We start from the raw sequence: 22533 nt of genomic DNA on the forward strand, positions 1-22533 counted from the left end.
ATGTCGCCGAAACTTGAAGTGGAGATCAGGAAAGCAAAAAAGGGGGATCCCGAGGCGCAGTTCGCGGTTGCAGAAGCGTATCGCACCGGCAAAGGCGTCGATGAAGACTTTGCCGAAGCTCTGTACTGGTATCGCGCTGCGGCTGAGCAGGGCAATGTCAGCGCTCAAAACAACCTAGGCACGATGTTCCAGAGAGGCATCGGTACCGAGAAAAATCCCAAATTGGCGGTGTACTGGTATCGGCAAGCCGCCGAAGCTGGTGACGAGGTCGCACAGTTCAACCTTGCCATGCGCTATGCGCGCGGGGATGGCGTCGAGCAGAACGATACGGAGGCCGCGCACTGGTTCGCGAAGTCGGCCGATCAGGGTTACACCGAGGCCATCGGGGAACTCGGAACGATGTACCGGTTTGGGCGAGGGGTGCCGCAGGACATCGCGGCGGCTGCCCGCTATCACACCACAGCAGCACGGAATGGCGACGTCACGTCGATCGGTAACTTGCTGGGTTATCAGGGTGAGATCGAGAGCGCTGCATTGAGCGGGAGCGCCGTTGCGGCACTGTGCCTCGCCGAGATGCACGGGAACGGAGTGCCCGTCGAGAAGGATCTGGCGCAGGCCTATGCGTGGCTAGGTTGGGCTAGACGCCTCTGCGAACGTGATGACGACGCCACTCTTCGGCGAGAGGTCGACATCATGTACCTTGGATTGACCGCAAGCCTGTCTGAGGCGGACCAGCGGCGCGGTGAGGACCTGCTGAAAGCTCTGGCGCTGGGACAGGCGACATCGCAGGTAGAACCTATGCCAGCACGGACTCGACACGTCAACGGCAAATCGAACTCCGGTGGCGAATCACCCGCCGACCTTGATGGCCTCGATCCGCGCAAGTTCGAGAACGACTTCGACGACGGGCAGGAAGAATCCGACGACGAAGGCTTCGAAGGCATCTATGGGTCCGGGCTGCGTGTGCCCGAAACATCGTCGTACTACGAGGCATGGTGCGCGTGGCTGAAGGCAAACCATCCTGACGATCCTGCCACGTAAGCAACGCAGGAATCGGCGGCAAGGGTCGATGGACCTTGCAATCAATTGCACGATGCCACGATGCAATCCTGACAGGCTCATTGATTCGGATGCACGTGTGTGCGGTCGACCCGCAATGCGCCGATCTCGTTGGGTCATGGTTTCAACGGCACGCGCTGTTACTTCTTCAAAAATTCCCTCAACGTCTCTGTGCGCCAGAAGGGTATTTTTGCATCGTGGCCGTCTGGTTGCGGAAATTTGCCGTCCCTTACGCGTGCGTATAACGTTGGCCGCGAAATGGCCAGTAACTTGATTACGTCGTTCACGCGCAATCGTCCCGGCTGCGATAGATCAATGATCGGCGATTGCTTGACGGGCTTTACAGGTAGCACGGGTTCGACAGCCGTTGTTGCGCGATGAGTTGGTTTCGCCTTCTTCCCGGTCTTCTTTGCCGCCGCGTTCGCTTCAATCTGCGGTTTGATGAACGTGAATACCATGATCTACCCTCAAGCAGATTTGCCGAATTTCGCTACGATCACATTCGTGTCGGGCGATACGAGCAACGCCAGCCGTTGACCGAGCACTTGCCACGCCGCCGCCTGTTCGGGTTCCAGCTTCTGACGTTGATAAATTTTCTTGAGTCCGTTTTCTTCGGTGTGGTTCAGGCACTTTTCGATCACGTCACCAGCTATGCCTAGCTCGCCCATTAGCGTTGCACCGCTGCGCCGCAGATCGTGCGGGGTCCATAGGCCGCCCGCCATCCGTAGAGAGTTGACAGCCGAACTGCGGTTTTTCAACGGCGTGGCGCGTTGTCGGTCCTTGATCTGCTTGCCAATCGACTTGGTGTCAATGTGCTGTTCTTCGTTTGGGGAAGGGTAGCACCAGCGCCTAGCGCCACTAATGGTCTTCAACGCCTCGAATTGCTGCACAGCAAAGTCACTCAACAGCACGATATGTTCTTTGCTGTTCTTCGAGTGGTCGGCGGGGATGCGCCAGCGGCGGGCTTCTAGATCGACGTTGGTCCACTCTGCGCGTGAAAGCTCACCGACGCGACAAAGCGTACTTAACATGAGCATGATCGCTCTGCGGGTAGCGTCTTGAAGATTGGCGGCGGGCAGAGCGGCGGCCAGCGCCTTGATCTCCGCCTCCGAGAGAACGCGAGATCGTTCCGTGTCCTTCTGAAATTCTTTCGACTTCTTGACTTTGGCTGTGCAATCAATTGCAATCAGGTCGCGGCGGGCTGCCCATGCTATGAACTGCCGGACTTCACCGAACGTACGGCGGGCGAGTCGTGCTGCTCCCCGCAGTTTGATCGCATCGGTGATTGCCAGCACGTCGCCCGCTGTCACGTCCCGTAGGGGCTTCACGCCGATGGACGGCAATACATCCTTTTTCCACGCGCGTTCGAGTTCTGCGCCGCTGTCCTTGCGGCTGGATAGCTCTGACGTCTTCCAAGTATCGAACGCATCTTGAACCGTGCGAAGCGCATCGGCTTCGGCGGCGGCCTGTGCCAGTTTCGCTTTCGCCTCTTCTGCCTGACGGATGACCTCGGCGTGAGCAGCGAGCCGTCGTTTCTTTACGTGGTCGTTCGGATTGACCCCGGTCGAAAGGATTTGCTCCGCCTCGTCACGGTTCTTGCGGATTTGCGTCAGCGCGACCCCCGGCCATGTTCCGGCATTGAAGTCGTGAAGCTTGCCGCCGTGGCGGAAGCGCCAGCGGAACAGCACCGACACCCGATCTTCCGCGCGGATCCGTACGAGCCCGTACAGACCTTCGCCATCGGGAAGGCGATCACCCGCGTTTTCGGCTTTCAGCGCCTGCAAGCCTTTTACCGTGAGAACAGGCATGATCTCCCCTTGTTTGCGACCGCCGCAAAATGTGCCCAACAATGTGCCCAACAGATTTTCCAGATAGCGGAATACGGGGACGGACAACCTCAGACACCTGTTTGACGTATGAGATTGATTCTACTAGGTTTTGTGTGGTGAAGGAGATGGCCTAAGATAGGTATTTACGAAATCGAACTTTTATGGGGTGCAGGTGGTCGGAGGTTCAAATCCTCTCGCCCCGACCAAAGAAATCAAGGAGTTACAAGTTTCGGCTTGTAGCTCCTTTTTCGTTTCTGGGCCAAGACCCCCACAGACTCAAGACCCCACGCAATCAATTGCGCAGCGAGCCGGTATCATCAAGCCAACGACAAACCTAACGACACGCGGGGGCAGAATGAGCGACAGCGATGGTAAAGACGTAGCGAATGAGGCCGTTAGCGACCTCGAAACAGAACTAGGGTTGCCACTCTCGATCATCTTGACTGGTGCCAATCGACACGACGTCACACAATTGTTTCCCCTCATTGACGCGATTCCACCCATCCGTGGTATCCGCGGTCGACCGTTGCGAAAGCCTCAAGTCGTCTATGCCGATCGCGGATACGACTCCGAAGCACACAGGCAGAAATTGCGTGATCGGGGTATCAAACCTGTTCTCGCGAAGCGCCGCACCGAGCATGGCAGTGGCCTTGGAAAATATCGATGGGTAGCCGAGCGTACTCATGCCTGGTTCCATAATTTCCATCGCCTTCGAGTCCGCTATGAGCGCCTTGCCAGGATCCATGAAGCTTTCTTGAAGTTCGCCGCTTGCCTCATCTGTTGGAATACCCTCCAGCGATCTACGCAGGAGCCTTTTTGAAACCGTCTCTAAGCTAGACGGCCTAACGGACCGGGCAAAAACGGAGCTAGTCACAGACGTAACCGCATTTGCCAACGCCGGAGGTGGCACCATCATCTACGGCGTCCAGGAGCAGCAGCACAACGGCCAATCTCTTGCCGCTGCAATTTCCCCTGTCACTGATACGCACGTTACGCAAGATCGGCTGCGGGATATTATCCATTCAAACACGGACCCCGCGCTTAGAGGGTTCTCCATCACGCCGATAGCCGCAAATGGCGGGACGGTTTACCTCATGGTCACTTGGCTCCTGGTTCTTGAATCCGTAAGTGCCAGTTAGCTGATCGACGATTCCATATATCTGGTTGTAGGCGCCATCCGTCGCCGCGTACAGACGTAGGCAAGTGAATTGCCGCCCCTGATCCGCGTCGTTATAACTGATAACCAGGCACGCTTCAGGCCTCTGCTGATCGCCGATCGACATTCCGTACTGTCTCATTGCCGCTCCTGAAATTTGAAAGCGCACGTCGCGCTGCATTCAATCTAGCGGCTGTGCCTGTTCGGAACCATGAGGCATCGGACATAGGTGTAGCCAGGGGATGTTCTTCCCATGTCTATGACGTCGCGGCACGACGCGTTTGGTTCTCGGCCTCGCCCAAACGTCTCTCCGGTTTCTTACATCGTGTCATGTCCACGGGTTCATGGCGCTGAGTGAGTGGAGTCGTACAGTTGAGGGCATGCCGTGGCGATCAGCGAAACCGTGATGCCGGGGACGGTCGTACCGTCTACCAGCAAATCCGAAACGCGGCTTCCATGTCGTAAATACCCGCCCTGCAATTGATTGCAATCGCCCGGGCTAGATCAGAAAATCAGCGATCGCGGCACTGCGCCTTGTTCTCATCTTTGCGACGTTTTCGGCGCTCGCTTCTATCTCGCGGATAAAGACCGCGAACACGCGCCCACTGCAACAAAAAGCACCGTGTAGAGCGTTCCAGTCGACCGGTCTGGTGCCGCTGGTTTCACTCAGGCGCGTTACAAGATTGAAACGATTTGTGACGGTATAGAGCGTTTAAACAGTCACGGCACCTCGGCATTCAAATGCACGCCTTGGTTAGTTCAAGGATGGCTCGCTTTTTGCATTGACACACTACAGACCATCAAGACACTGCATCAAGCGAATTCAATACAGCAGCACAAGCAGCAAAAAGACAATATACGAACGGGGGAAAACGATGGAATTCTTACTTGGCTTTGGAGTGGGGGGATCCTTTGGCGCGTGCCTTGGTCTGCTGGTCGCAGTAATGCTTCGAGCAAGCAAGGACGACGCCTTGGAGACACGGTTCACTGAGCCGGACGGAGCAGCGCTGCGCAAAGCCTGCAGAGTCGCCGAATGACAGTCGGGTTCTCGTCGGAGAACAGGCACGAGGCCGGTCATTCTAGAACGACAACATCCGCTTGGACTGTCACATGGCGGTGACCGCGCGGATGTAATGGAGGACGTTCGGAGGTCGGGCGGGAGTCGTTCGCAAATGAACGAGGGCAGCGCCGCTGGCAAACCACCACAGCGGCGCTGATTCGAAGAAAGCCTGGAAACCCGCTCTCACCCTCTGCCGAGCGCGATAAACCGCTCGAGATGATGATCCTCATCGCCCAACTGATGGTCGATCATCACAAGGCGCTTCGCATAGTGCGCCATCGGCAACTCCCACGTCATGCCGATACCGCCATGCAACTGAATACATTCTTCGGCGACCATCGTCCCTATTCTGCCGATGCTGTATTTTGCCGCTGAAACCGCGCGTTCCCGCACGGTGCGCTCAGCGCCAAGCGCTGCCGCAGCATTGATCACGGCCGAGCGCGCCTGCTCGATCTCGAGTAGCAGATCCGCCATCCGATGCTGCAATGCCTGGAAGCTGCCGATCGGCACGCCGAACTGCTTGCGCGTGCGCAAGTACTCAAGCGTGTAGTCTTTCGCGACATCCATCGCGCCGACTGCTTCGGAACACAGCGCAAGCACGCCGCAACTGATCGCGTACTCGAGCGTCGCAAAACCTTCACCGACCGTGCCGAGCAATGCGTCGTCGCCCAGCGTAACGTTGTCGAACGCGACCTCGGCCGCACGACCGCCATCGATCTTGCGATAGCCACGAACGCTGACACCCGCTGCGTCGCGAGGGACGAGAAAGAGCGTGATGCCGGCTTCGGCGTCGTCGGTACCGGCGGTGCGCGCGGAAACCAGGAAGAGCGAGGCGTTCTCGCCCTGCTGAACGACCGCTTTCGCGCCATTCAGCTTCCACGCGTTGCCGTTGCGTTCCGCACGCGTTGTGACGCGCGATAGTTCGTAGTGGCCGTCCGGTTCGCCATGCGAGAGCGCAACCTGACGCGAGCCGTCGATCAGTTCGGCCAGCATCGCTTTCTGCGCTTCGCTGCCGTCACGTGCAATAGCCTGGCCGACGATCAACGTATCGAGAAACGGCTCGACCACGAGACCACGACCCAGGCTCTCGAATACAACGGCGATATCGAAGCCGCCGCCGCCAAACCCACCGTCCGCTTCATCGAACAGCGCGCCGATAATGCCGAGTTCCGCGAAACGATTCCACAGGTCCGCGCTGAATCCTTCAGGCGAGCCTGCGATCCGGTCGCGCGTCTCGAAGCCATATTGCTCAGTGACAAAGCGGTTGAGCGTATCCGCCAGCATGCGGCGGTCTTCGGTGTGCTGAAAATTCATGGCGTGAGCCCCTTACAGTCCCAGGATCATTTTGGAAATGATGTTCTTCTGGATTTCGTTGGAGCCGCCGAAGATCGACAGCTTGCGGTTGTTGAAATAAAGCGAGGCGGCACTCGCGGCTTCATCGGGGCCGACTGGCGTGCCCTCGAAGCCATCGTGCAAGGCTTCCTCGATGAACGGCTGCGCATACGGTCCCATCGCCCGGCGCGTGAGCGAAGAGATTTCCTGGCGGATCTCCGTGCCGCGAATCTTCAACATGGAACTCTCGGCGCCCGGCACGCCGCCGCCGGCCACCGCCGCGATCACGCGCAGATTGGTGGTCTTCATATTCTCCAGATCGATTTCGACTCGCGCCATGCGCGCCGCAAACGACGGATCTTCCGCGAGCGGCCGGCCGTTGCGCTGCTGCTTCGCGGCGATCTTGCGCAGCCGGTTGAATGCGGCCACTGAGAAGCCGACGCCCGCGATATTGGTGCGCTCATACGTGAGCAGGTATTTGGCGTAGGTCCAGCCCTTGTTCTCTTCGCCCACGAGGTTCTCAGCCGGTAGACGCACATCGGTGAAGAACACTTCGTTGACTTCGTGCTCGCCATCGAGTGTGATGATCGGGCGCACTTCGACGCCCGGCGTATTCATGTCGATCAGCAGGAAGCTGATGCCTTCCTGCTTGCGCACGTCGGTGGCGGTGCGCACGAGGCAGAAGATCATGTTCGCGTAGTGGCCGAGCGTGGTCCACGTCTTCTGACCGTTGACGATGTAGTGCTCGCCCTGCGCGTCGCTGCCGCGTACCGCAGTGGTTTTTACCGCCGCGAGATCGGAACCCGCGCCCGGTTCCGAGTAGCCTTGGCACCACCAGTCCGAGCCGTCGAGAATGCGCGGCAGCCAGTGGTGCTTTTGCGCCTCGTTGCCGTATTTGATCATCACCGGGCCAAGCATGTTGACGCCGAACGGCACGACACGCGGCGCCCCGGCCAAGGCACATTCATTCTCGAAGATGAATTTCTGCACGGCGTTCCAGCCCGGGCCGCCGTACTCCTTCGGCCAATGATTGGCGAGCCAGCCTTGCGCGTTGAGAATCGCGTGCCACTCAGCCATGTCGTCGCGCGTGAGGCGGCGGCCGCCGTGCACTTTGTCGGCGAGACGCTGCGGGAGCTTGTCACGCAAAAAGCGCTGCACGTCAGCGCGAAAAGCTTCTTCTTCAGGCGTGAAGTTCAGATCCATAGTGGGTTCTTCCCTGGATATTGATTGGATCGGCGGACCGGCGGACTGGCGGGAGGGCGGACCCCCACCGGTCAAGAATGCGCCAAATGATGTGCCGTCTCAAGCCGTTTGGTTGAGGCTCGCAAAATCGGCGCCGCGCTCGACCAGATCGATCAGCAGCGGCGATGCTTGCCAGAACAGCGGGTCTTCTTTGGCGAATTCGCGGATGTCCGCGAGAACCGTGGCGAGGCCCACGGTATCGGCGTATTTCATCGGACCGCCGCGATAACGCGGAAAGCCGTAGCCATAGAGAAAGGTCACGTCGACGTCGAGTGGCCGCAGCGCGATGCCTTCATGCACGACATTGGCACCTTCGTTGATCATCGCGGCCATATAGCGGCGCATGATTTCTTCGTCGGTGAAAGTGCGCGGCGTGATACCGGCGCGTTCACGCTCGGCGTCGATGATGGCCTCGACCTCTGGGTCGGGCGAACCGCTGCGCGAACCTTCGGGGTACAGATAAAAACCACGGCCGGTTTTCTGGCCGAACCAGCCGCGTTCGCAAAGACGATCGGCGATCTGCACATAGCGTGCTTTGGGGTTGCGCGTGGCTGCGCGCCGCTTGCGCGTAGCCCAACCGATGTCGCCGCCCGCCAGATCGACCACCTGGAACGGACCCATCGGGAAGCCGAACGCACGCACTGCCGCGTCGATCTGATACGGCGACGCACCGTCTTCCATCATCGCGTCCGCCGCGCTGCGATACACCGCCAGCACGCGATTGCCGATGAAGCCGTCGCACACGCCGGCACGCACCGGCGTCTTGCGCAGCTTCTTCGCAAGTTCGAACGCCGTGGCGACCACTTCGGCGCTGACCTGCTTCGGCACCACGACTTCCAGCAGCTTCATGATGTTGGCGGGGGAGAAGAAGTGCAGGCCGATCACATCCGCGGGGCGGGAAATACTGGTCGCAATCGCATCGATGTCGAGATACGACGTGTTGGTGGCGAGCACCGCGCTGGCTTTGCAGACGCGATCGAGTTCGGCGAACACGGCCTTTTTCACCTCCAGGTCTTCGAATACTGCTTCGATCACCAGATCGGCGTCGGCGAGTGCGTCGTAGGAGGTGCTGCCCTGCCAGCGCGACATCACGTCGGCTTTCTTCTCCGCACTCATGCGGCCTTTGGCGATCAGGCCGTCGTAGACCTTTTCGATGTGCGCGAGGCCGCGTGCGAGCGACGCGTCGTCGCGTTCGATCATCGTCACCGGCAGTCCTGCATCGAGCACGGCGACGGCGATGCCGGCGCCCATCGTGCCGCCGCCCACCACGCCGATCTTGTTCAGCGCGCGCGGTTTTGCCTCGCGTGTTTCCGGTGCTTTGAGCACTTCGCGTTCCGCAAAGAACGCGTGAATCAACCCGGCACGCTGCGGGCTGTCGATGCATTCCAGAAACAGTTTGCGTTCGAGTCGCAGGCCGTCTTCGAAAGATTGTTCTATGGCGGCTTCCACGGCATCGACGATTTTTAGCGGGGAGAACAGGCCGCGCGATTTCTTCGTCGTTTCCGCGCGTGCCGTGGTGACCGCGGCGAGGCTCGCGGCGCGGTCGCTTAGCGCAGCGGCGTCGCGCGTGCGTCGCACGGGAGCGTGAGCGGCCAGCAGTTCGTGCACATAGGCGAGTCCTTCAGCGAGGATGTCGTCGCTGCTGCCGAGCCGGTCGATGAGGCCGAGCGCGAGCGCTTCTTTCGCACCGGCATGGCGCCCGCTCAGGATCAGGTCCAGGGCGGCCGGCGCGCCGATCAGGCGCGGCGTACGCTGCGTGCCGCCTGCGCCCGGCAGCAGGCCGAGTTGCACTTCGGGCAAACCGAGCTTCGCGCCATTCACGGCGAGCCGGTAGTGCGCCGCGAGCGCCACTTCCAGGCCGCCGCCGAGCGCGGCGCCGTGAATGGCGGCGACCACCGGCTTTGCACACGCTTCGATGCGGTTGCAGACGTCCGGCAGCGACGGCGGCACCGGCGGCTTGCCGAACTCGCGAATGTCCGCCCCCGCGATGAAGTTGCGCCCGGCGCCGACGATCAGCACGGCCTCGACGGCGCTGTCGGCATCCGCGGCTTCGATCGCGGCGAGCAGGCCGCGCCGCACGTCGGCGGAGAGGGCGTTGACGGGCGCGTGGTCGATCGTGACCAGCAGGACTTTGCCGCGCAATTCGCGCGTCACAACGTCGGCGGAAGGGGTGGGGGTCATCGTGTCGTCTCCTGAGTGTTTATTACCGGACCAGATCGAGCCGAATGCGGACAGATTGGGGTATGCCGGGTCTGGCGAATTCTCCGATTGTCGGTTGGTCAAGGTTTATTGACAATTGCATAGTCCATTGACAGACTGTCAAAATTATTTTGACAAAGGCCGCATCATGGACGTCAATTCGCTGACCTTGCTGGTGGATATCCTCGATGCGGGCAACCTGAGCGAAGCCGCGCGCCGGCTGAAAATGAGCCGCGCGAACGTGAGCTACCACCTGAACCAGTTGGAACGCTCGATCGGTATGCAACTGGTGAGGCGCACCACGCGCCGCGTCGAACCGACCGAAATCGGTCTGCAGTTATACGAGCACGGCCGCACGATCCAGAACGCGCTGCTGGCCGCGCGGGAATCGGTGACCACCCTCGGGCAGAGCTTGCAGGGGCGCGTGAGATTGAGCGTGCCGAGCGGCTACGGGCAACTGGTGATGTCGGATTGGCTGATCGCGTTCAAGCGTCTTTATCCGGGCATCGTGCTGGATGTGATGTTCGAGAATCGCGTCGAGGATCTGATGCGCGACGAAGTCGACATCGCGGTCCGAGTGATGTCCGAGCCGCCGCAGAATCTCGTTGCGCGCGACATGGGGCCGGTGCGATATGTGGCTTGTGCATCGCCGGGTTTTGCCGAAAGCCGCGGCATGCCTGTGCGGCTCGATGATCTGCGCACAGCGCCGTTGATTACGTCGGCGGTGGTCGGCAGGCAGTTGCGCGTTGCGGCCTATCTGCGCGATGAACGCCACGAAGTGCTGCTTGAGCCGACAATTATTTCCGAGAACTTTCTGTTCTTGCGCCAGGCGGTGCTGGCTGGCCTGGGTGTCGGCCTTGTGCCCGACTATGTGGTGCAGGACGATCTGCGTCGCGGAGATGTGGTGACGGCGCTCGACGAATGGCGTCTAAGCATCTTCGGTACGAATATGTACCTGCTCTATATGCCGAATCGCCATCACACGCGGGCGGCGGCGAGTTTTATCGAGTTCATCCTGGAGCAGGCGCGGGGAAGTGGCAGAGGGGTGGCTGCTTGAGCCGCACTGAAGCGTTTTTCCCTCAGCGCGCTGATGATCTGTGCGCTGCAGGTGAGCAGATCGAAAATGGACTCACTGCGTTGGCGCCCAGAAGAAAGCAGCACCAGCACCGGTGCCTCACTCACGGGTATGCTTAACAAAACGGCGAGATAGCCGTGCGCCTGGCAGCACATCAACCTTCAGGGGAGACGGGGATGAAATGGACAATCGCATTTCTTGCTCTGCTTGCAATCGCCATTGTCATTGTGTTGGTCTCGCGTCTCCCGAGTGAGGACGCCATTCGCCTCGCCGGCTACGCGGCCACTGCGGCCTTCGCCGCATTGGTCAGCTTCCTGATTCGCTGGCGAGCAAATCGCGCTCAACGAAACAAACGCACCGGGTGAACACACACACGCCGGGTATTCGCCCGACCCGCGTGATGGCCCTGCAGCGCCCGGCTCACCGCACGCGCTAAGCCGATCGAACACTCGCTTGCAGTTCGTCGCCGAGAAAGTCGATGAACGTCCTGAGTTTCGCCGACAGCCGATGCCGCTCCAGATAGATCGCGTGAATGTCAGCGTTCGGCAGCGCCCAGTCCGTGAGCAACGGCACCAGCTCGCCGCATTGCAGGTGTCGGGAAATCTCCCATGCGGAGCGCACGGCAATGCCGCGCCCATCGAGCGCCCACTTCAGCACGGCGCTGCCGTCGTTGCTGCTCAACGGACCATCCACCTTCACCGTCTCGGACTTCTTGCCGCGCGCAAAATGCCACGTGCCATACGCCGATTCGTTTTCGCGTAAGACGAGGCACGCATGGCGCGTCAAATCGTGAGGCATGGCCGGCGCACCATGCCGTTTCACGTAGCCAGGCGTGGCACACACCAGCCGCTGGTTTTTCAGCAGCAAACGCGCATTGATACGCGCATCCGGCACCTCACCAAAGCGAATACCCAGGTCGAAGCCTTCTTCCTGCAAGCTGACCGGCCGGTCAGTGAGATGCAACTGAATTTTCATTGACGGAAAACGCTCGCTGAACCGCGAGATGGCCGGCGCGACGTGCGCGCGGCCGAAACCGAACGACGCGTTCACGCGCAAGAGTCCAGTCGGCTCGGCGCGGCTGCTGGTGACCAGTTGCTCCAGTTCAGCGAGGTCGTCGAGGATGCGCGAGCCATTCGCCAGATAGATCTCGCCCTCGGCCGTGAGGCTCAGGCGGCGCGTGGTCCGGTTGACCAACCGCACGCCCAGGCGCTGTTCGAGTTGCGCGAGACGCTTGCTGATCGACGGCGGCGTCACGCCGAGCTCACGCGCCGCGGCCGCCAGATTGCGGTGGCGCGCCACCAGCGCGAACAGATTCAGGTCGGAAAAGCCGTCCATCGATTCGTTCCCAAAAGTTAATTCCGGATTGCCTCAATAGAAACCATATCGCTGTAGGCATCAATTAGACTGCATTCAGATACGGGAGGCAACGATGTTTACAGAATTCACCGACGCGTCGACCCACGTCGACGGCATCCAGATCCACGCGATCCGTGGCGGCAGTGGCCCGGCTTTACTGCTGCTGCACGGCCATCCGCAGACCCATGCGATCTGGCACAAGGTCGCGCCCACGCTGGCACAGCACTTCACGGTCATTGCCGCGGATCTGCGTGGCTATGGCGACAGCGGCAAACCGCAAGGCGCGCCTGACCACAGCACCTATTCGAAACGCCGCATGGCCGCGGATCAGGTGTCGTTGATGCGCGCCCAAGGCTTCACACAATTTGCCGTTGTCGGTCACGACCGCGGCGGACGCGTTGCCGCTCGCATGGCGCTCGATCATCCGCAAGCCGTGACGAAGCTGGTCACGCTGGACGTCGCACCGACACTCGCCATGTACGAGCAAACCTCGTTCGAGTTTGCGCGCGCTTACTGGCACTGGTTCTTCCTCGTGCGTCCCGCACCGTTTCCCGAGACGCTGATCCGTGCGGACCCCGATCTCTATCTGAAGCAGACGATCGGCGCACGCAGCGCGGGGCTTGCGCCATTCACCTATGCCGCCTACGCCGAGTATTTGCGCTGTCTGTCAGACCCGGCCACCGCGCACGGCATCTGCGAGGACTACCGCGCGAGCATCACGATCGACCTCGATCACGACCGTGCCTCGCTCGCCGAAGGGCAGAAGATCGTGTGCGATTTCCTTGCGCTGTGGGGGGCACATGGCGTGATCGAGCAATGCTTCGAGCCGCTCGCCGAATGGCGGCAGTGGTCGGCGCACGTGAGCGGCGAGGCATTGCCGTGCGGCCATTACATTCCCGAGGAAGCGCCCGAGTTGTTGCTCGAACGCCTTCTGCCGTTCCTGCAGTCCTAGCCGCCGGCCGACCCATCATGTCAAAGCGAACCCTTTACCAGAAGCTCGTCGATTCGCACGTCGTCACGCGCATCGACGCGCAAAACGTGCTGCTGTACGTCGATCTGCATCTGATGAACGAATACACCAGCCCGCAGGCGTTCAGCGCGCTTGCGGCGAAAGCGCGGCCGGTGCGTCGTCCGCGGCAGCAACTGGCGGTAGTCAGCCACATCATTCCAACGCATGCGGAATCGCCGCGCGTGATTCGCGATGCCGCTTCGCTATTGCAGGCGAATAATCTCGCGCGCAACTGCGAGCAGGCGGGTATCGAACTGTACGCGGCGAACGATCCGCTGCAAGGCATCGAACATATCGTCGCGCCTGAACGCGGCCTGATTCGCCCGGGGATGGTCGTGCTGTGCGGCGATAGTCACACGACCACGTACGGTGCGCTCGGCGCGTTGGGTTTCGGCATCGGCACCTCGGAGGTCGAGCACGTGCTCGCCACGCAAACGCTGGTCTATCGCGTCGCGCAAACCATGCGCATCACGATCGAAGGGGCGTTGCCGTACGGCACATCCTCAAAGGACGTGATCCTGTTGATCATCAGCCGCATCGGTGCACAGGGTGCGCGTGGTTATGCGGTGGAGTTCGCAGGCTCGACGATTGCGTCGCTGTCCGCGGAAGCGCGCATGACCTTATGCAACATGACCGTCGAAGCCGGCGCGCGAGCCGCGCTGATCGCACCCGACGCGACCACGTTCGACTACGTCCGCGCGCACGCAACATCGCTTGACGGTGCCGCGTGGGCTGCTGCCATGAACGACTGGCGCGAACTGAAATCCGACGCCGGCGCGGCCTTCGATGTCGAACATCATTTCGATGCGCACGATATCGCGCCGTTCGTCACATGGGGCACGAGCCCCGATCAGGCGATCGCAGTCGATCAGCGCATTCCCAGCGCCGCTGCGCAAAAGACACTGGAGGCCGCCGCGGCGCTCCGACGCGCGCTCGACTATATCGGGCTCGATGCCGACCAGCCAATTGCGGGCACGCCGATCGATCGCGTGTTCATTGGCTCGTGCACCAACGGACGTATCGAGGATTTGCGCATCGTCGCCTCCATCGTGCGCGGGCGCCACGTCGCGGAAGGTGTGCGCGCGATGGTCGTGCCGGGTTCTGGCAGTGTGCGCCGCCAGGCCGAGGCTGAGGGCATCGCCGCGATACTGCGCGATGCCGGTTTCGAATGGCGTGAACCGGGGTGTTCAATGTGCCTCGCGATGAACGACGATTTTCTCGCGGTGGGCGAGCGCTGTGCATCCACGACCAACCGCAACTTCGAAGGGCGGCAGGGGCGCGGCGGCCGCACGCACCTGATGAGCCCCGCGATGGCCGCGGCCGCCGCACTCACCGGGCGCATCACCGACGTCCGCACGCTAGAGACGCAATCATGCTAACGAGACTCACCAAAATCGACGGAATTGCCGCGCCTTTGCCGATTGAAAACCTCGACACCGATCAGATCATGCCGAAGCAGTTTCTTCGCATCATCGACAAGGGCGGCCTGAGTGAGGGCTTGCTGTACGACTTGCGTGTCGACGCGGATGGCGAGCCGCGCCCGGATTGCGTGCTGAATCAGGCGGCGTATCGCGGCGCGCGCATTCTGATCGGCGGCTCTAATTTCGGCTGCGGCTCGAGTCGTGAGCATGCGGTATGGGGGCTTCAGCAATTCGGTTTCGAAGCGGTGATCGCGCCGAGCTTCGCGGAGATTTTTTATTCGAACGCGATGAATAACCGCTTGCTGCTGGTGCAACTGGAACGCGCAGCAGTCGACGTCTTACTGCATGACGCCGCGACACAACCGGCTGCGCCGTTACACATCGACATCGAACAGCAAACGGTGACGTCCGCCGGTGGTCGCGTGTTCCCGTTCCCGCTCGGCGCACGTCACAAACAAATGGTGATCGAAGGCATGGACACCATCGACCTCACGCTTGCTTCACTGCAGGACATTGAAGCGTTCGAGCGGGCCCATTTCGAACGGCACAACTGGGCCGCCGTACTGTAAATCCCCTGGCGGCACGTGTGCCGCCATTCAACCGGAACGCGCGTGACGATTTCCCCGCCAGAAGGGAAGGGATGCGCTTTGCCTTTAAAAAACGGAGGAGACATGAAGCGCAATCCGCTCTATAAGGTGCTGTACGTGCAGGTGATCGTAGCGATTGTTATCGGTGTGCTCGTCGGCCATTTCCTGCCTGCGGATGCCGTGGCGATGAAACCGCTTGGCGACGCCTTCATCAAACTCGTGCGCATGATCATCAGCCCGGTGATTTTCTGCACTGTCGCGACCGGTATCGCCAGCATGCACGACATGCGCAAGGTCGGCCGCGTGGGTGGCAAAGCGCTGCTGTATTTCGAAGTGGTGTCGACACTCGCGCTCGCGATTGGATTGCTGGCCGCGCACATCCTGAAACCCGGTGCTGGCTTTAACGTCGATCCCGCCACACTCGACGCCGGCGCCGTATCCAGTTACGCCGCGCAGGCCGCGCACGGCGAGGGACTCGCGGGCTTCTTCATGCACATCATCCCGGAGACCTTCGTCGGCGCGTTCACGCAGGGCGATATTTTGCCGGTGCTGTTGATCGCCATGCTGTTCGGTACCGCGCTCGCGGTGATGGGCGAACCCGCCAGACCGGTCATTGGTTTGATCGAACTGCTGTCGAAAACTTTCTTCCGCATGGTGCGCATGATTACGAGCCTCGCGCCGATTGGTGCGTTCGGCGCCATCGCGTTCACGATTGGCAAATATGGCATTGTCTCCTTGCTGCCGATGATGAAACTGATTGGCACGTTCTACCTCACCGCATTCCTGTTCGTCTCGTGCGGCCTCGGCCTGATTACGAGAGCGTGCGGCTTCAGCTTGTGGCGTTTCGTCGTGTACATCAAGGATGAACTGCTGATCGTGCTTGGCACGTCGACATCTGAAGCGGCCTTACCGCAGTTGATGGAAAAACTCGAACGGCTCGGATGCGCTCGCGGAATTGTCGGACTGGTCGTGCCGACGGGCTACTCGTTCAATCTCGACGGCACCAATATCTACATGACGCTTGCGGTGCTATTTCTCGCCCAGGCCACGAACACCCATTTGACGATTGTTCAGGAGATCACGTTGCTGGCGGTGACGATGCTGACGTCGAAGGGTTCGACTGGTGTCACGGGGGCGGGGTTTATCACGTTGGCCGCGAGTCTTTCGGTCGTGCCGACCGTGCCGGTGACGGCGATGGTGCTGATTCTCGGCATCGACCGTTTCATGTCCGAGTGCCGCGCGCTGACCAATACGATGGGTAATGGCGTGGCATCGATCGTGATTGCAGCGTGGGAGAAGGAGCTGGATCGGGACAAGCTCAAGGCGGCGTTGGCGAGGCCAGTTGGCGCGTCTGACGCAGTCGGGTTGGAGGAGGGGGCGGCCGTCGTGGATCGCTTGCCTGAACGTGAGGCGCAGCGCTCCATCTGACTAAGCCGCTGTGGTGGCCTCATACGCATGCACCAGCGACAACGGCCCGCCGTGCCGATACACCCCGTTGGTTTCCCTGGCATACCGATCCGCGACGCACGCAGTGCGGAGTGGGAGCTGATGAGCCCTTTTATATGGACGCCTCCCGTTTGCCAAGGAATTTTATGTGCTGGTAGACAGGAAGGCTGCGGCTTTATATCCGGCCTTGTTGCAGGTCGAACCCGCTGGCCTCGATGGATTCCGCTGGCTCACGCCTCATTTGTCACACGGGCTGTTAGCCCGCAAAGGGCTTCAGGTTTGGTGAGTCCCGGTCTGACCTGTGTGCCATCACACTCAATTACCTTGCACAACCTTTGACGTTTTCCTCTTTGCAAAACCGTTCTGTTCAGACTTCGCTGCGTTCACACCGGCCGAACACTGACATGAGCTTTCTCGTACTTCCGGTCGTGTGCCAGCAAGGCCCAGATCGTTCGGGCCAGCTTGTTGGCCAGTGCGACGGTCACCACGTTGTTCGGGCGGCGCCTGCGCAACTGCTCGATCCACGGCCCCGGCTCTTTTGTGCGTGCAAGCACCGATCGGGCGCCGTGTATCAGCAGCGTGCGCAGGTACACATCCCCACGTTTGCTGATCCCATGTAACCGGAGCTTGCCACCGGTGCCGGTCTGTCGCGGCACCAGCCCCAGCCAGGCCGCAAACTCACGGCCCGAACTGAATGTCTTCGGATCCCCCATCGTCGCCACGGCAGCGGTTGCCGTCAGCAACCCGACGCCTGGAATGTCCGCGATCTGCCTGCAGGCGCGCTCTTCCTTCATCCACTCCGAGAGCCGGCGCTCGATCTGCGCAATCTGCTCATCGAGCACGTCAAGCCGCTGCCATTGTTCACGCAGTGTGTCCATCAACATCGCAGGCAAACGCTCGCTCAGGCGCGCCAGCACACCGGCCATCGCCCGGTTCAGCGCGGCCCGGCCCACCGCCATCACCTCACCGTATTCCGTCAGCAGTCCACGCAGGCCATTAATCTGCATCGTGCGGAATCTGACCAGCTGCTGGCGCATCCGGTGCAGCGCCAGCACCGCCTGCTGCGTTTCAGTCTTGACCGCCACCGCCCTCACGCAAGGCTGCTGTACCGCGTTCCAGATCGCGCGCGCATCGGCCACATCGTTCTTGTTGCCAATCACGAATGCCTTGACCGCCTTGCCCGGCATCAACCTGACCTGATGCCCCATTTCGCCCAGCCGACGCGCCCAGTGCTGGGCTCCGCCGCACGCTTCCATGCCGATGAGGCAGGGCGTGCGATTGGCGAAATGCTCCAGAAACGCGGCGCGCCGGATCTGTCGGCTGATGACCTCGCCGGTTTGCGGATCAACCCAGTGCACCTGGAAAACCTGCTTTGCAATATCCACACCGACCGGAGTAAAGTTCATTTGGGTTCTCCTTCCTCAAGTGGTTCGTTGCCCAACTTCCACTCTGGCACATCTGATGCCGTCGGTTGCGAGAACCCACCCTACCTTTGCCCGCCCCCACGGTCAGTGATCAGCAGCCCTTACGGGGGGAGGCGTCCATTCCATTTGTCACTAACGCCAAATGTGCGAGGGCACAGATTCCAGATGCACCACTACCATGGCTGCGCGGGGGACCCGCTTATGAGCTAGCGGGGGTGAGCCGCTTTCTTTTGCCTACTTTTCTTTGCGGCAGGCAAAGAAAAGTAGGTGCCCGCCCCGCACAGGGGCGACGCTAATAGACCAATAACAAATCAAGGAAAGGCCAACACCGTAAGGGCACAGACAAAGAACGCCACGCAGGCAAACAACACAGGAAAAGCCCAACGCCATACGCACCCCCCCGCGTCTCCCGCGAAGGCGCCCAGCCCGCATGCTACGATGTTCCGCTCGCTGCAAAAACCGTCGGAGACATAGATGCGCCCAGAGAGTGCCGCCCGTTTCGATGAACAGTTTGCGCCTCGCATCGCCGAGGCGATCGCCGCCTGTTTCGCCACCACCGTGCACACCGAAGTCCTTCCATACGGCGGCCACGGACATCCCACCCGCGTGCGGATCCACGCAACGCCGATCGAAGACCTTCGCCACTACCCACATCCGCTGAATCTGTTTCTAACATGGGACAGCGACGAAATCGAACGGCTGATGGGCGCGGAAGGGCCGACGCGCTTCGCCAGCTATCTGGCGGCATTACCCCGCAAGCTCGAAGCATGGCGCCACGTGCGCGAACTGGATTTTGTCTCGCACACGCAGGCCGAGCCGGCAGTACTACTCGGCGGCCTCGACTTCGGGTCTTAGGAAACCGCCGCGCCGATCCGGAAGAAGCTCACGCTTTGCACCAGACCCGATGCCTTGCTCTGCACCGCATCAGCAGCCGCGGCCGCTTGCTCCACCAAAGCCGCATTGCTCTGCGTCACCTGATCCATCTGCGTGACCGCATCGTTCACTTCCGCAATACCCGCTGCCTGATCGACGCTGGCGGTCGCGATCGCCTCGACGATGCGCGTCACGCTGCCCGCGCTTTGCACCACGCCGTCCATCGTATTGCTCGCATGATTGATCAACTGCGTACCGGCGTCGATCGTGGCAACCGACTCGCGAATCAGCGCCTTGATCTCGCGCGCGGCATCGGCCGAGCGTTGCGCGAGACTGCGCACTTCGCTCGCGACAACCGCGAAACCGCGTCCTTGTGTGCCGGCACGCGCCGCTTCAACGGCTGCGTTGAGGGCCAGAATGTTGGTCTGCGCGGCAATCGCTTCGACCACCGCGATGATATCGACGATGCGCTTGGACGCCGCGTTGATCTGGCCCATTGTGCGCACCGCGTCGCTCATCACGGCGCCGCCGTCGCGCGCCGCCTGCGCAGCGGTTTGCGCGAGCGAGGTGGCTTCGCGGGCGTTGCTGGCGTTGCGCTGAACCGAGTCGGTGAAATGCTGCATCGACGCGGCGGTCTCTTCCAGCGAGGCGGCCTGTTGTTCGGTGCGTGCCGACAGGTCGAGGTTGCCCGCGGCGATCTCCTGCGTCGCTGAAGAGATCGTGTTCGCGCCTTCACGAATCTCGCTGACGATATGGCGCAAGCGCTGATTCATTTCATTGAGCGCGACCAGCAACTGGCCGGTTTCGTCGCGGCTCACCACGGCGACATCGGCGCGCAGATCGCCTGCCGCAACCGCTTGCGCGACCCCCACGGCCTGCCTGACCGGCAACGTGATGCTGCGGCTCAGGAACCAGATCGCGATGGTGCCCACGCCGAGCGAGCAGATCACGACCGACAGCAGCAGCGTGCAGGCGAGCGTGTACGCGCGTTCTGCGGCCTCGCTCGTGCGCACGTTGGAGTCTTGCGCCTGCTGCATCACCGTGACGACGATGTCGTCGATAGCGGCGGTCGGCGCGCGGTCGATGCCTTTGACCAGACCGTCGACGACGTGCGCCGTATTCGGATCGGCCGCATCGTAGTGCTTGAGCGCTTCGAGGTAGCTGTCCTGCAACGAGGCGTGTGTGGCGAGCGCTTTGTCGACCCCGTCCACGTTGGCGCCGAGTGCATTCAACTGATCTTTCAGCCGCAGCAGGGCAGCGTGCGTCGTGCCGCTTTCCTTGCTGAAGGCGTCGCGGTACTTGGTGAACGAAGCGGGATCAGCGCCGCGCAGCAACAGGTCTTTCCATTCCTGCACCTGCTTCTTGAATTCGACCTGCGCGACGCGCGCGGTGTCGGCGGTTTGCGCATACTGGCTGAGCGTCTGCGCGGACTGAATTTGCAACGCATGCGTATTGGACAAGGCGTGCCAGCCTTCGAGGCCCACCACCATCGTGGCGGCGAGCAGCACTGCGCCGAGCAGCGCCAACTTAACGGCGATCTTCAGATTTCTATAGAACGTCACTGCGATTTCCTTTGGCGAACCTTAGTCCAGTTTGAATTGCGTCACAGCAGTGGCAAGACTCACGGCCTGGCTTTGCAACGCGGCGGCGGCCGCCGTCGATTCCTCGACCAACGCGGCGTTCTGTTGAACCATTTCATCCAGTTGGCTGACCGCGCGGTTCACTTCCTGAATCCCGCGCGTTTGCTCGTTGGCGGCCTGCGTGATTTCGGAAATGATGGTCGTCACGTTGGCGACGTTGCTGACGATTTCCGTCATCGTCGCGCCGGCCTGGCGCACCTGGCCCGAACCGGAGGTCACGCTCCCGACGGTCGATTCGATCAGCGCCTTGATTTCCTTCGCTGCCTGCGCGCTGCGTTGCGCGAGGCTGCGCACTTCGCCGGCCACCACCGCGAAGCCGCGGCCCTGTTCGCCGGCGCGTGCGGCTTCCACCGCGGCGTTGAGCGCGAGAATGTTGGTCTGGAACGCGATACCGTCGATCACGCCGATGATGTCGGAGATCTTCACCGATGCCTGTTCGATCTCGCCCATCGTCGTAATCACTTCGGAGATCACCACGCCACCGCGCGAGGCGACTTGCGATGCGGACACGGCCGTATCGTCGGCCTGCTTCGCGGCGCTGGCCGATTGCGTGACCGTCGAGGTGATTTCTTCCATCGACGCCGCCGTCTGTTGCAGGCTGGCCGCTGCGGATTCGGTGCGGCCTGACAGGTCGACGTTACCGGCGGCGATTTCATTGGCGGCCACGCGCACCGATTCGCTGGCATCGCGAATCTGGCGCATCACGTGGCTGAGTTTGTCGATGAAGGTGTTGAACGAGCGCGCGATCTGCGCGACTTCGTCGTTGCCGACGGCCGGCAGACGTTGTGTCAGATCGCCTTCGCCCGAGCCGATCGCGTCCATCGCATCGCGTACTTTCGACAGTCGCTGGAACGACACCGCGGTGACCGCGGCCACGATTGCGGCGGCGATGGCGGCGATCACGATCAAGGCGATCACTGAAGCGGTCAACAGCGATCGCATGCCCGCCGTCGCTTCCGATTTGTCGAGCGCGACGACCGCGTACCAATCGGTGCCGGGAATGGCCTCGGCGCGCAGCAGCTTCGTGCTGCCGCTCACGTCGACCTCGACCGGGTGCTCGGCGCTGAAGAGCGCGGCCAGCTTGTCACCGGTAAGCGCGGGTGCGAGGTCCGATACCGGCTTCAGAGTCAGTTTGGCGTCCGGGTGCGCGACGATATGGCCGCTCGCGTCGATCAACATGCCGAAGCTCGCGGGCGTCGGATGAATCGCCTTGACGTTGGCAATCACGCTGTCCATCGCGACATCGCCGGACACCACGCCTTTCACCACGCCGTCGCGCACCACGGGCGCGGCGAACGCGACCACTAGCTTGCCCGTGCCCACGTCCACATACGGCGGCGTGACCACCGGTTTGCCGGCTGCGACGGCCTGCTTGTACCAGGGGCGGCCGGTCGGATCGTAGTCGGGCGGAATGCCGGTCGGGTCGGAGAACTTCGCGGTCTTGTCCGCGTAGCCGACGTACACGTTGGTGAACTTGCCGGCTGCGGCGATCTGCTTTAACGCGGCGGACGGATCGGGTTGCAGCACGGCGTCCTGCAGCGAGTTAATCATCTGACTATTGGAGGTGATCCAGTCGTTGATACCGTCTGCATGACCACTTTCGACGGCGTTCAAACTGCTTTCGATGGCATCGGCGTTATACGAGTTGGCGACGACATAGTTGAGAACCGCGTTAGCAGCGAGCGCAACCACAACGATGGCGACGCACAGGGCGACGATGCGCGCGCGAATGGAGGAGAACATGTTGGGAGTCTTTCGGAGTAAGCAGTAAGCCGTAGTCGGTGAGGCGGGGGCCTCATACGCGGTATACGGCGTGGGCAGGGGG

The 22533-nt window shown here is 61.2% G+C and carries 17 protein-coding genes and 1 pseudogene; 9 read left to right on the forward strand and 9 right to left on the reverse strand.

The genetic code is table 11. The features are described from left to right. Window positions 1-1041: a tetratricopeptide repeat protein gene (locus GNZ12_RS07990; protein ID WP_172309819.1), complete on the forward strand. Its 1041-nt coding sequence runs from the start codon at window positions 1-3 to the stop codon at window positions 1039-1041. A 158-nt stretch (window positions 1042-1199) separates the two neighbouring features. Here GNZ12_RS07990 and GNZ12_RS07995 read toward each other — a convergent pair whose 3' ends face one another. Both GNZ12_RS07995 and GNZ12_RS08000 read right to left on the reverse strand, forming a co-directional pair. After that, window positions 1200-1517, reverse strand: a complete 318-nt coding sequence (locus tag GNZ12_RS07995) for a helix-turn-helix transcriptional regulator (protein WP_172309820.1) — start codon at window positions 1515-1517, stop codon at window positions 1200-1202. Between the two features lie 9 nt (window positions 1518-1526). Next, a complete protein-coding gene (locus tag GNZ12_RS08000) occupies window positions 1527-2954 on the reverse strand; it encodes a tyrosine-type recombinase/integrase (RefSeq protein WP_172309821.1) in 1428 nt (475 codons plus the stop codon). A 352-nt stretch (window positions 2955-3306) separates the two neighbouring features. Here GNZ12_RS08000 and GNZ12_RS08005 point away from each other — a divergent pair. Both GNZ12_RS08005 and GNZ12_RS45505 read left to right on the forward strand, forming a co-directional pair. Next, window positions 3307-3708, forward strand: a pseudogene (locus GNZ12_RS08005) (IS5 family transposase); the annotation flags it as partial. Further along, window positions 3674-4027, forward strand: coding sequence for an AlbA family DNA-binding domain-containing protein (locus tag GNZ12_RS45505; RefSeq protein WP_172309857.1), 354 nt, complete (start codon window positions 3674-3676; stop codon window positions 4025-4027). The pseudogene GNZ12_RS08005 and the gene GNZ12_RS45505, both read left to right, overlap by 35 nt. A gap of 1260 nt (window positions 4028-5287) precedes the next feature. Here the strand turns inward: GNZ12_RS45505 and GNZ12_RS08015 are convergent. The 3 genes from GNZ12_RS08015 to GNZ12_RS08025 all read right to left on the reverse strand — a co-directional run bounded on the left by GNZ12_RS08015 (window position 5288) and on the right by GNZ12_RS08025 (window position 9859). Beyond that, window positions 5288-6418, reverse strand: a complete 1131-nt coding sequence (locus GNZ12_RS08015; RefSeq protein WP_172309822.1) for an acyl-CoA dehydrogenase family protein — start codon at window positions 6416-6418, stop codon at window positions 5288-5290. A 12-nt stretch (window positions 6419-6430) separates the two neighbouring features. Next, on the reverse strand, window positions 6431-7639 hold the full coding sequence (locus tag GNZ12_RS08020; protein ID WP_172309823.1) for an acyl-CoA dehydrogenase family protein: 1209 nt from the start codon (window positions 7637-7639) through the stop codon (window positions 6431-6433). Window positions 7640-7738: 99 nt separating this feature from the next. Further along, a complete protein-coding gene (locus GNZ12_RS08025) occupies window positions 7739-9859 on the reverse strand; it encodes a 3-hydroxyacyl-CoA dehydrogenase NAD-binding domain-containing protein (RefSeq protein ID WP_172309824.1) in 2121 nt (706 codons plus the stop codon). 166 nt (window positions 9860-10025) lie between these two features. Between GNZ12_RS08025 and GNZ12_RS08030 the strand changes: the two genes are divergently transcribed. Next, on the forward strand, window positions 10026-10934 hold the full coding sequence (locus GNZ12_RS08030) for a LysR family transcriptional regulator (protein WP_172309825.1): 909 nt from the start codon (window positions 10026-10028) through the stop codon (window positions 10932-10934). A gap of 450 nt (window positions 10935-11384) precedes the next feature. Here GNZ12_RS08030 and GNZ12_RS08035 read toward each other — a convergent pair whose 3' ends face one another. Then, window positions 11385-12287, reverse strand: coding sequence for a LysR family transcriptional regulator (locus GNZ12_RS08035; protein WP_172309826.1), 903 nt, complete (start codon window positions 12285-12287; stop codon window positions 11385-11387). Between the two features lie 94 nt (window positions 12288-12381). Between GNZ12_RS08035 and GNZ12_RS08040 the strand changes: the two genes are divergently transcribed. The 4 genes from GNZ12_RS08040 to GNZ12_RS08055 all read left to right on the forward strand — a co-directional run bounded on the left by GNZ12_RS08040 (window position 12382) and on the right by GNZ12_RS08055 (window position 16753). Next, complete coding sequence (locus GNZ12_RS08040) at window positions 12382-13260, forward strand: alpha/beta fold hydrolase (protein WP_172309827.1); 879 nt, start codon at window positions 12382-12384, stop codon at window positions 13258-13260. A 17-nt stretch (window positions 13261-13277) separates the two neighbouring features. Next, window positions 13278-14696, forward strand: a complete 1419-nt coding sequence (gene leuC / locus GNZ12_RS08045) for a 3-isopropylmalate dehydratase large subunit (RefSeq protein ID WP_172309828.1) — start codon at window positions 13278-13280, stop codon at window positions 14694-14696. After that, window positions 14690-15307 (forward strand): 3-isopropylmalate dehydratase small subunit, encoded by a 618-nt coding sequence (leuD, locus tag GNZ12_RS08050; protein WP_172309829.1) that lies wholly within the window; start codon window positions 14690-14692, stop codon window positions 15305-15307. The genes leuC and leuD overlap by 7 nt, the downstream gene beginning before the upstream one ends. 102 nt (window positions 15308-15409) lie before the next feature. Continuing rightward, window positions 15410-16753 carry a dicarboxylate/amino acid:cation symporter gene (locus GNZ12_RS08055; protein ID WP_172309830.1) on the forward strand — a complete coding sequence of 448 codons (1344 nt, stop codon included), beginning with the start codon at window positions 15410-15412 and terminating at the stop codon, window positions 16751-16753. Window positions 16754-17154: 401 nt separating this feature from the next. On the opposite strand, the gene GNZ12_RS08060 is transcribed toward GNZ12_RS08055, so the two are convergent. Continuing rightward, window positions 17155-18177, reverse strand: a complete 1023-nt coding sequence (locus GNZ12_RS08060) for an IS110 family RNA-guided transposase (RefSeq protein ID WP_172309831.1) — start codon at window positions 18175-18177, stop codon at window positions 17155-17157. Window positions 18178-18669: 492 nt separating this feature from the next. On the opposite strand from GNZ12_RS08060, the gene GNZ12_RS08065 reads away from it, so the two are divergent. Next, entirely contained in the window at window positions 18670-19050 is a 381-nt protein-coding gene (locus GNZ12_RS08065) for a DUF5594 family protein (protein ID WP_172309832.1), read from the forward strand. Here the strand turns inward: GNZ12_RS08065 and GNZ12_RS08070 are convergent. Further along, entirely contained in the window at window positions 19047-20630 is a 1584-nt protein-coding gene (locus GNZ12_RS08070; RefSeq protein ID WP_172309833.1) for a methyl-accepting chemotaxis protein, read from the reverse strand. The genes GNZ12_RS08065 and GNZ12_RS08070 overlap by 4 nt on opposite strands. 21 nt (window positions 20631-20651) lie before the next feature. After that, window positions 20652-22451 carry a methyl-accepting chemotaxis protein gene (locus GNZ12_RS08075; RefSeq protein WP_172309834.1) on the reverse strand — a complete coding sequence of 600 codons (1800 nt, stop codon included), beginning with the start codon at window positions 22449-22451 and terminating at the stop codon, window positions 20652-20654. Window positions 22452-22533 lie beyond the last annotated feature (82 nt).

The sequence above is a fragment of the Paraburkholderia solitsugae genome, from assembly GCF_013177695.1.
GTDB classification, from domain to species: Bacteria; Pseudomonadota; Gammaproteobacteria; order Burkholderiales; family Burkholderiaceae; genus Paraburkholderia; species Paraburkholderia solitsugae.

Coding starts and splice junctions, on each gene's coding strand:
- GNZ12_RS07990 (WP_172309819.1), top strand. CDS start 1: ATGTCGCCGAAACTTGAAGTGGAGATCAGGAAAGCAAAAAAGGGGGAT.
- GNZ12_RS07995 (WP_172309820.1), bottom strand. CDS start 1,517: ATGGTATTCACGTTCATCAAACCGCAGATTGAAGCGAACGCGGCGGCA.
- GNZ12_RS08015 (WP_172309822.1), bottom strand. CDS start 6,418: ATGAATTTTCAGCACACCGAAGACCGCCGCATGCTGGCGGATACGCTC.
- GNZ12_RS08020 (WP_172309823.1), bottom strand. CDS start 7,639: ATGGATCTGAACTTCACGCCTGAAGAAGAAGCTTTTCGCGCTGACGTG.
- GNZ12_RS08025 (WP_172309824.1), bottom strand. CDS start 9,859: ATGACCCCCACCCCTTCCGCCGACGTTGTGACGCGCGAATTGCGCGGC.
- GNZ12_RS08030 (WP_172309825.1), top strand. CDS start 10,026: ATGGACGTCAATTCGCTGACCTTGCTGGTGGATATCCTCGATGCGGGC.
- GNZ12_RS08035 (WP_172309826.1), bottom strand. CDS start 12,287: ATGGACGGCTTTTCCGACCTGAATCTGTTCGCGCTGGTGGCGCGCCAC.
- GNZ12_RS08040 (WP_172309827.1), top strand. CDS start 12,382: ATGTTTACAGAATTCACCGACGCGTCGACCCACGTCGACGGCATCCAG.
- leuC (WP_172309828.1), top strand. CDS start 13,278: ATGTCAAAGCGAACCCTTTACCAGAAGCTCGTCGATTCGCACGTCGTC.
- leuD (WP_172309829.1), top strand. CDS start 14,690: ATGCTAACGAGACTCACCAAAATCGACGGAATTGCCGCGCCTTTGCCG.
- GNZ12_RS08055 (WP_172309830.1), top strand. CDS start 15,410: ATGAAGCGCAATCCGCTCTATAAGGTGCTGTACGTGCAGGTGATCGTA.
- GNZ12_RS08060 (WP_172309831.1), bottom strand. CDS start 18,177: ATGAACTTTACTCCGGTCGGTGTGGATATTGCAAAGCAGGTTTTCCAG.
- GNZ12_RS08065 (WP_172309832.1), top strand. CDS start 18,670: ATGCGCCCAGAGAGTGCCGCCCGTTTCGATGAACAGTTTGCGCCTCGC.
- GNZ12_RS08075 (WP_172309834.1), bottom strand. CDS start 22,451: ATGTTCTCCTCCATTCGCGCGCGCATCGTCGCCCTGTGCGTCGCCATC.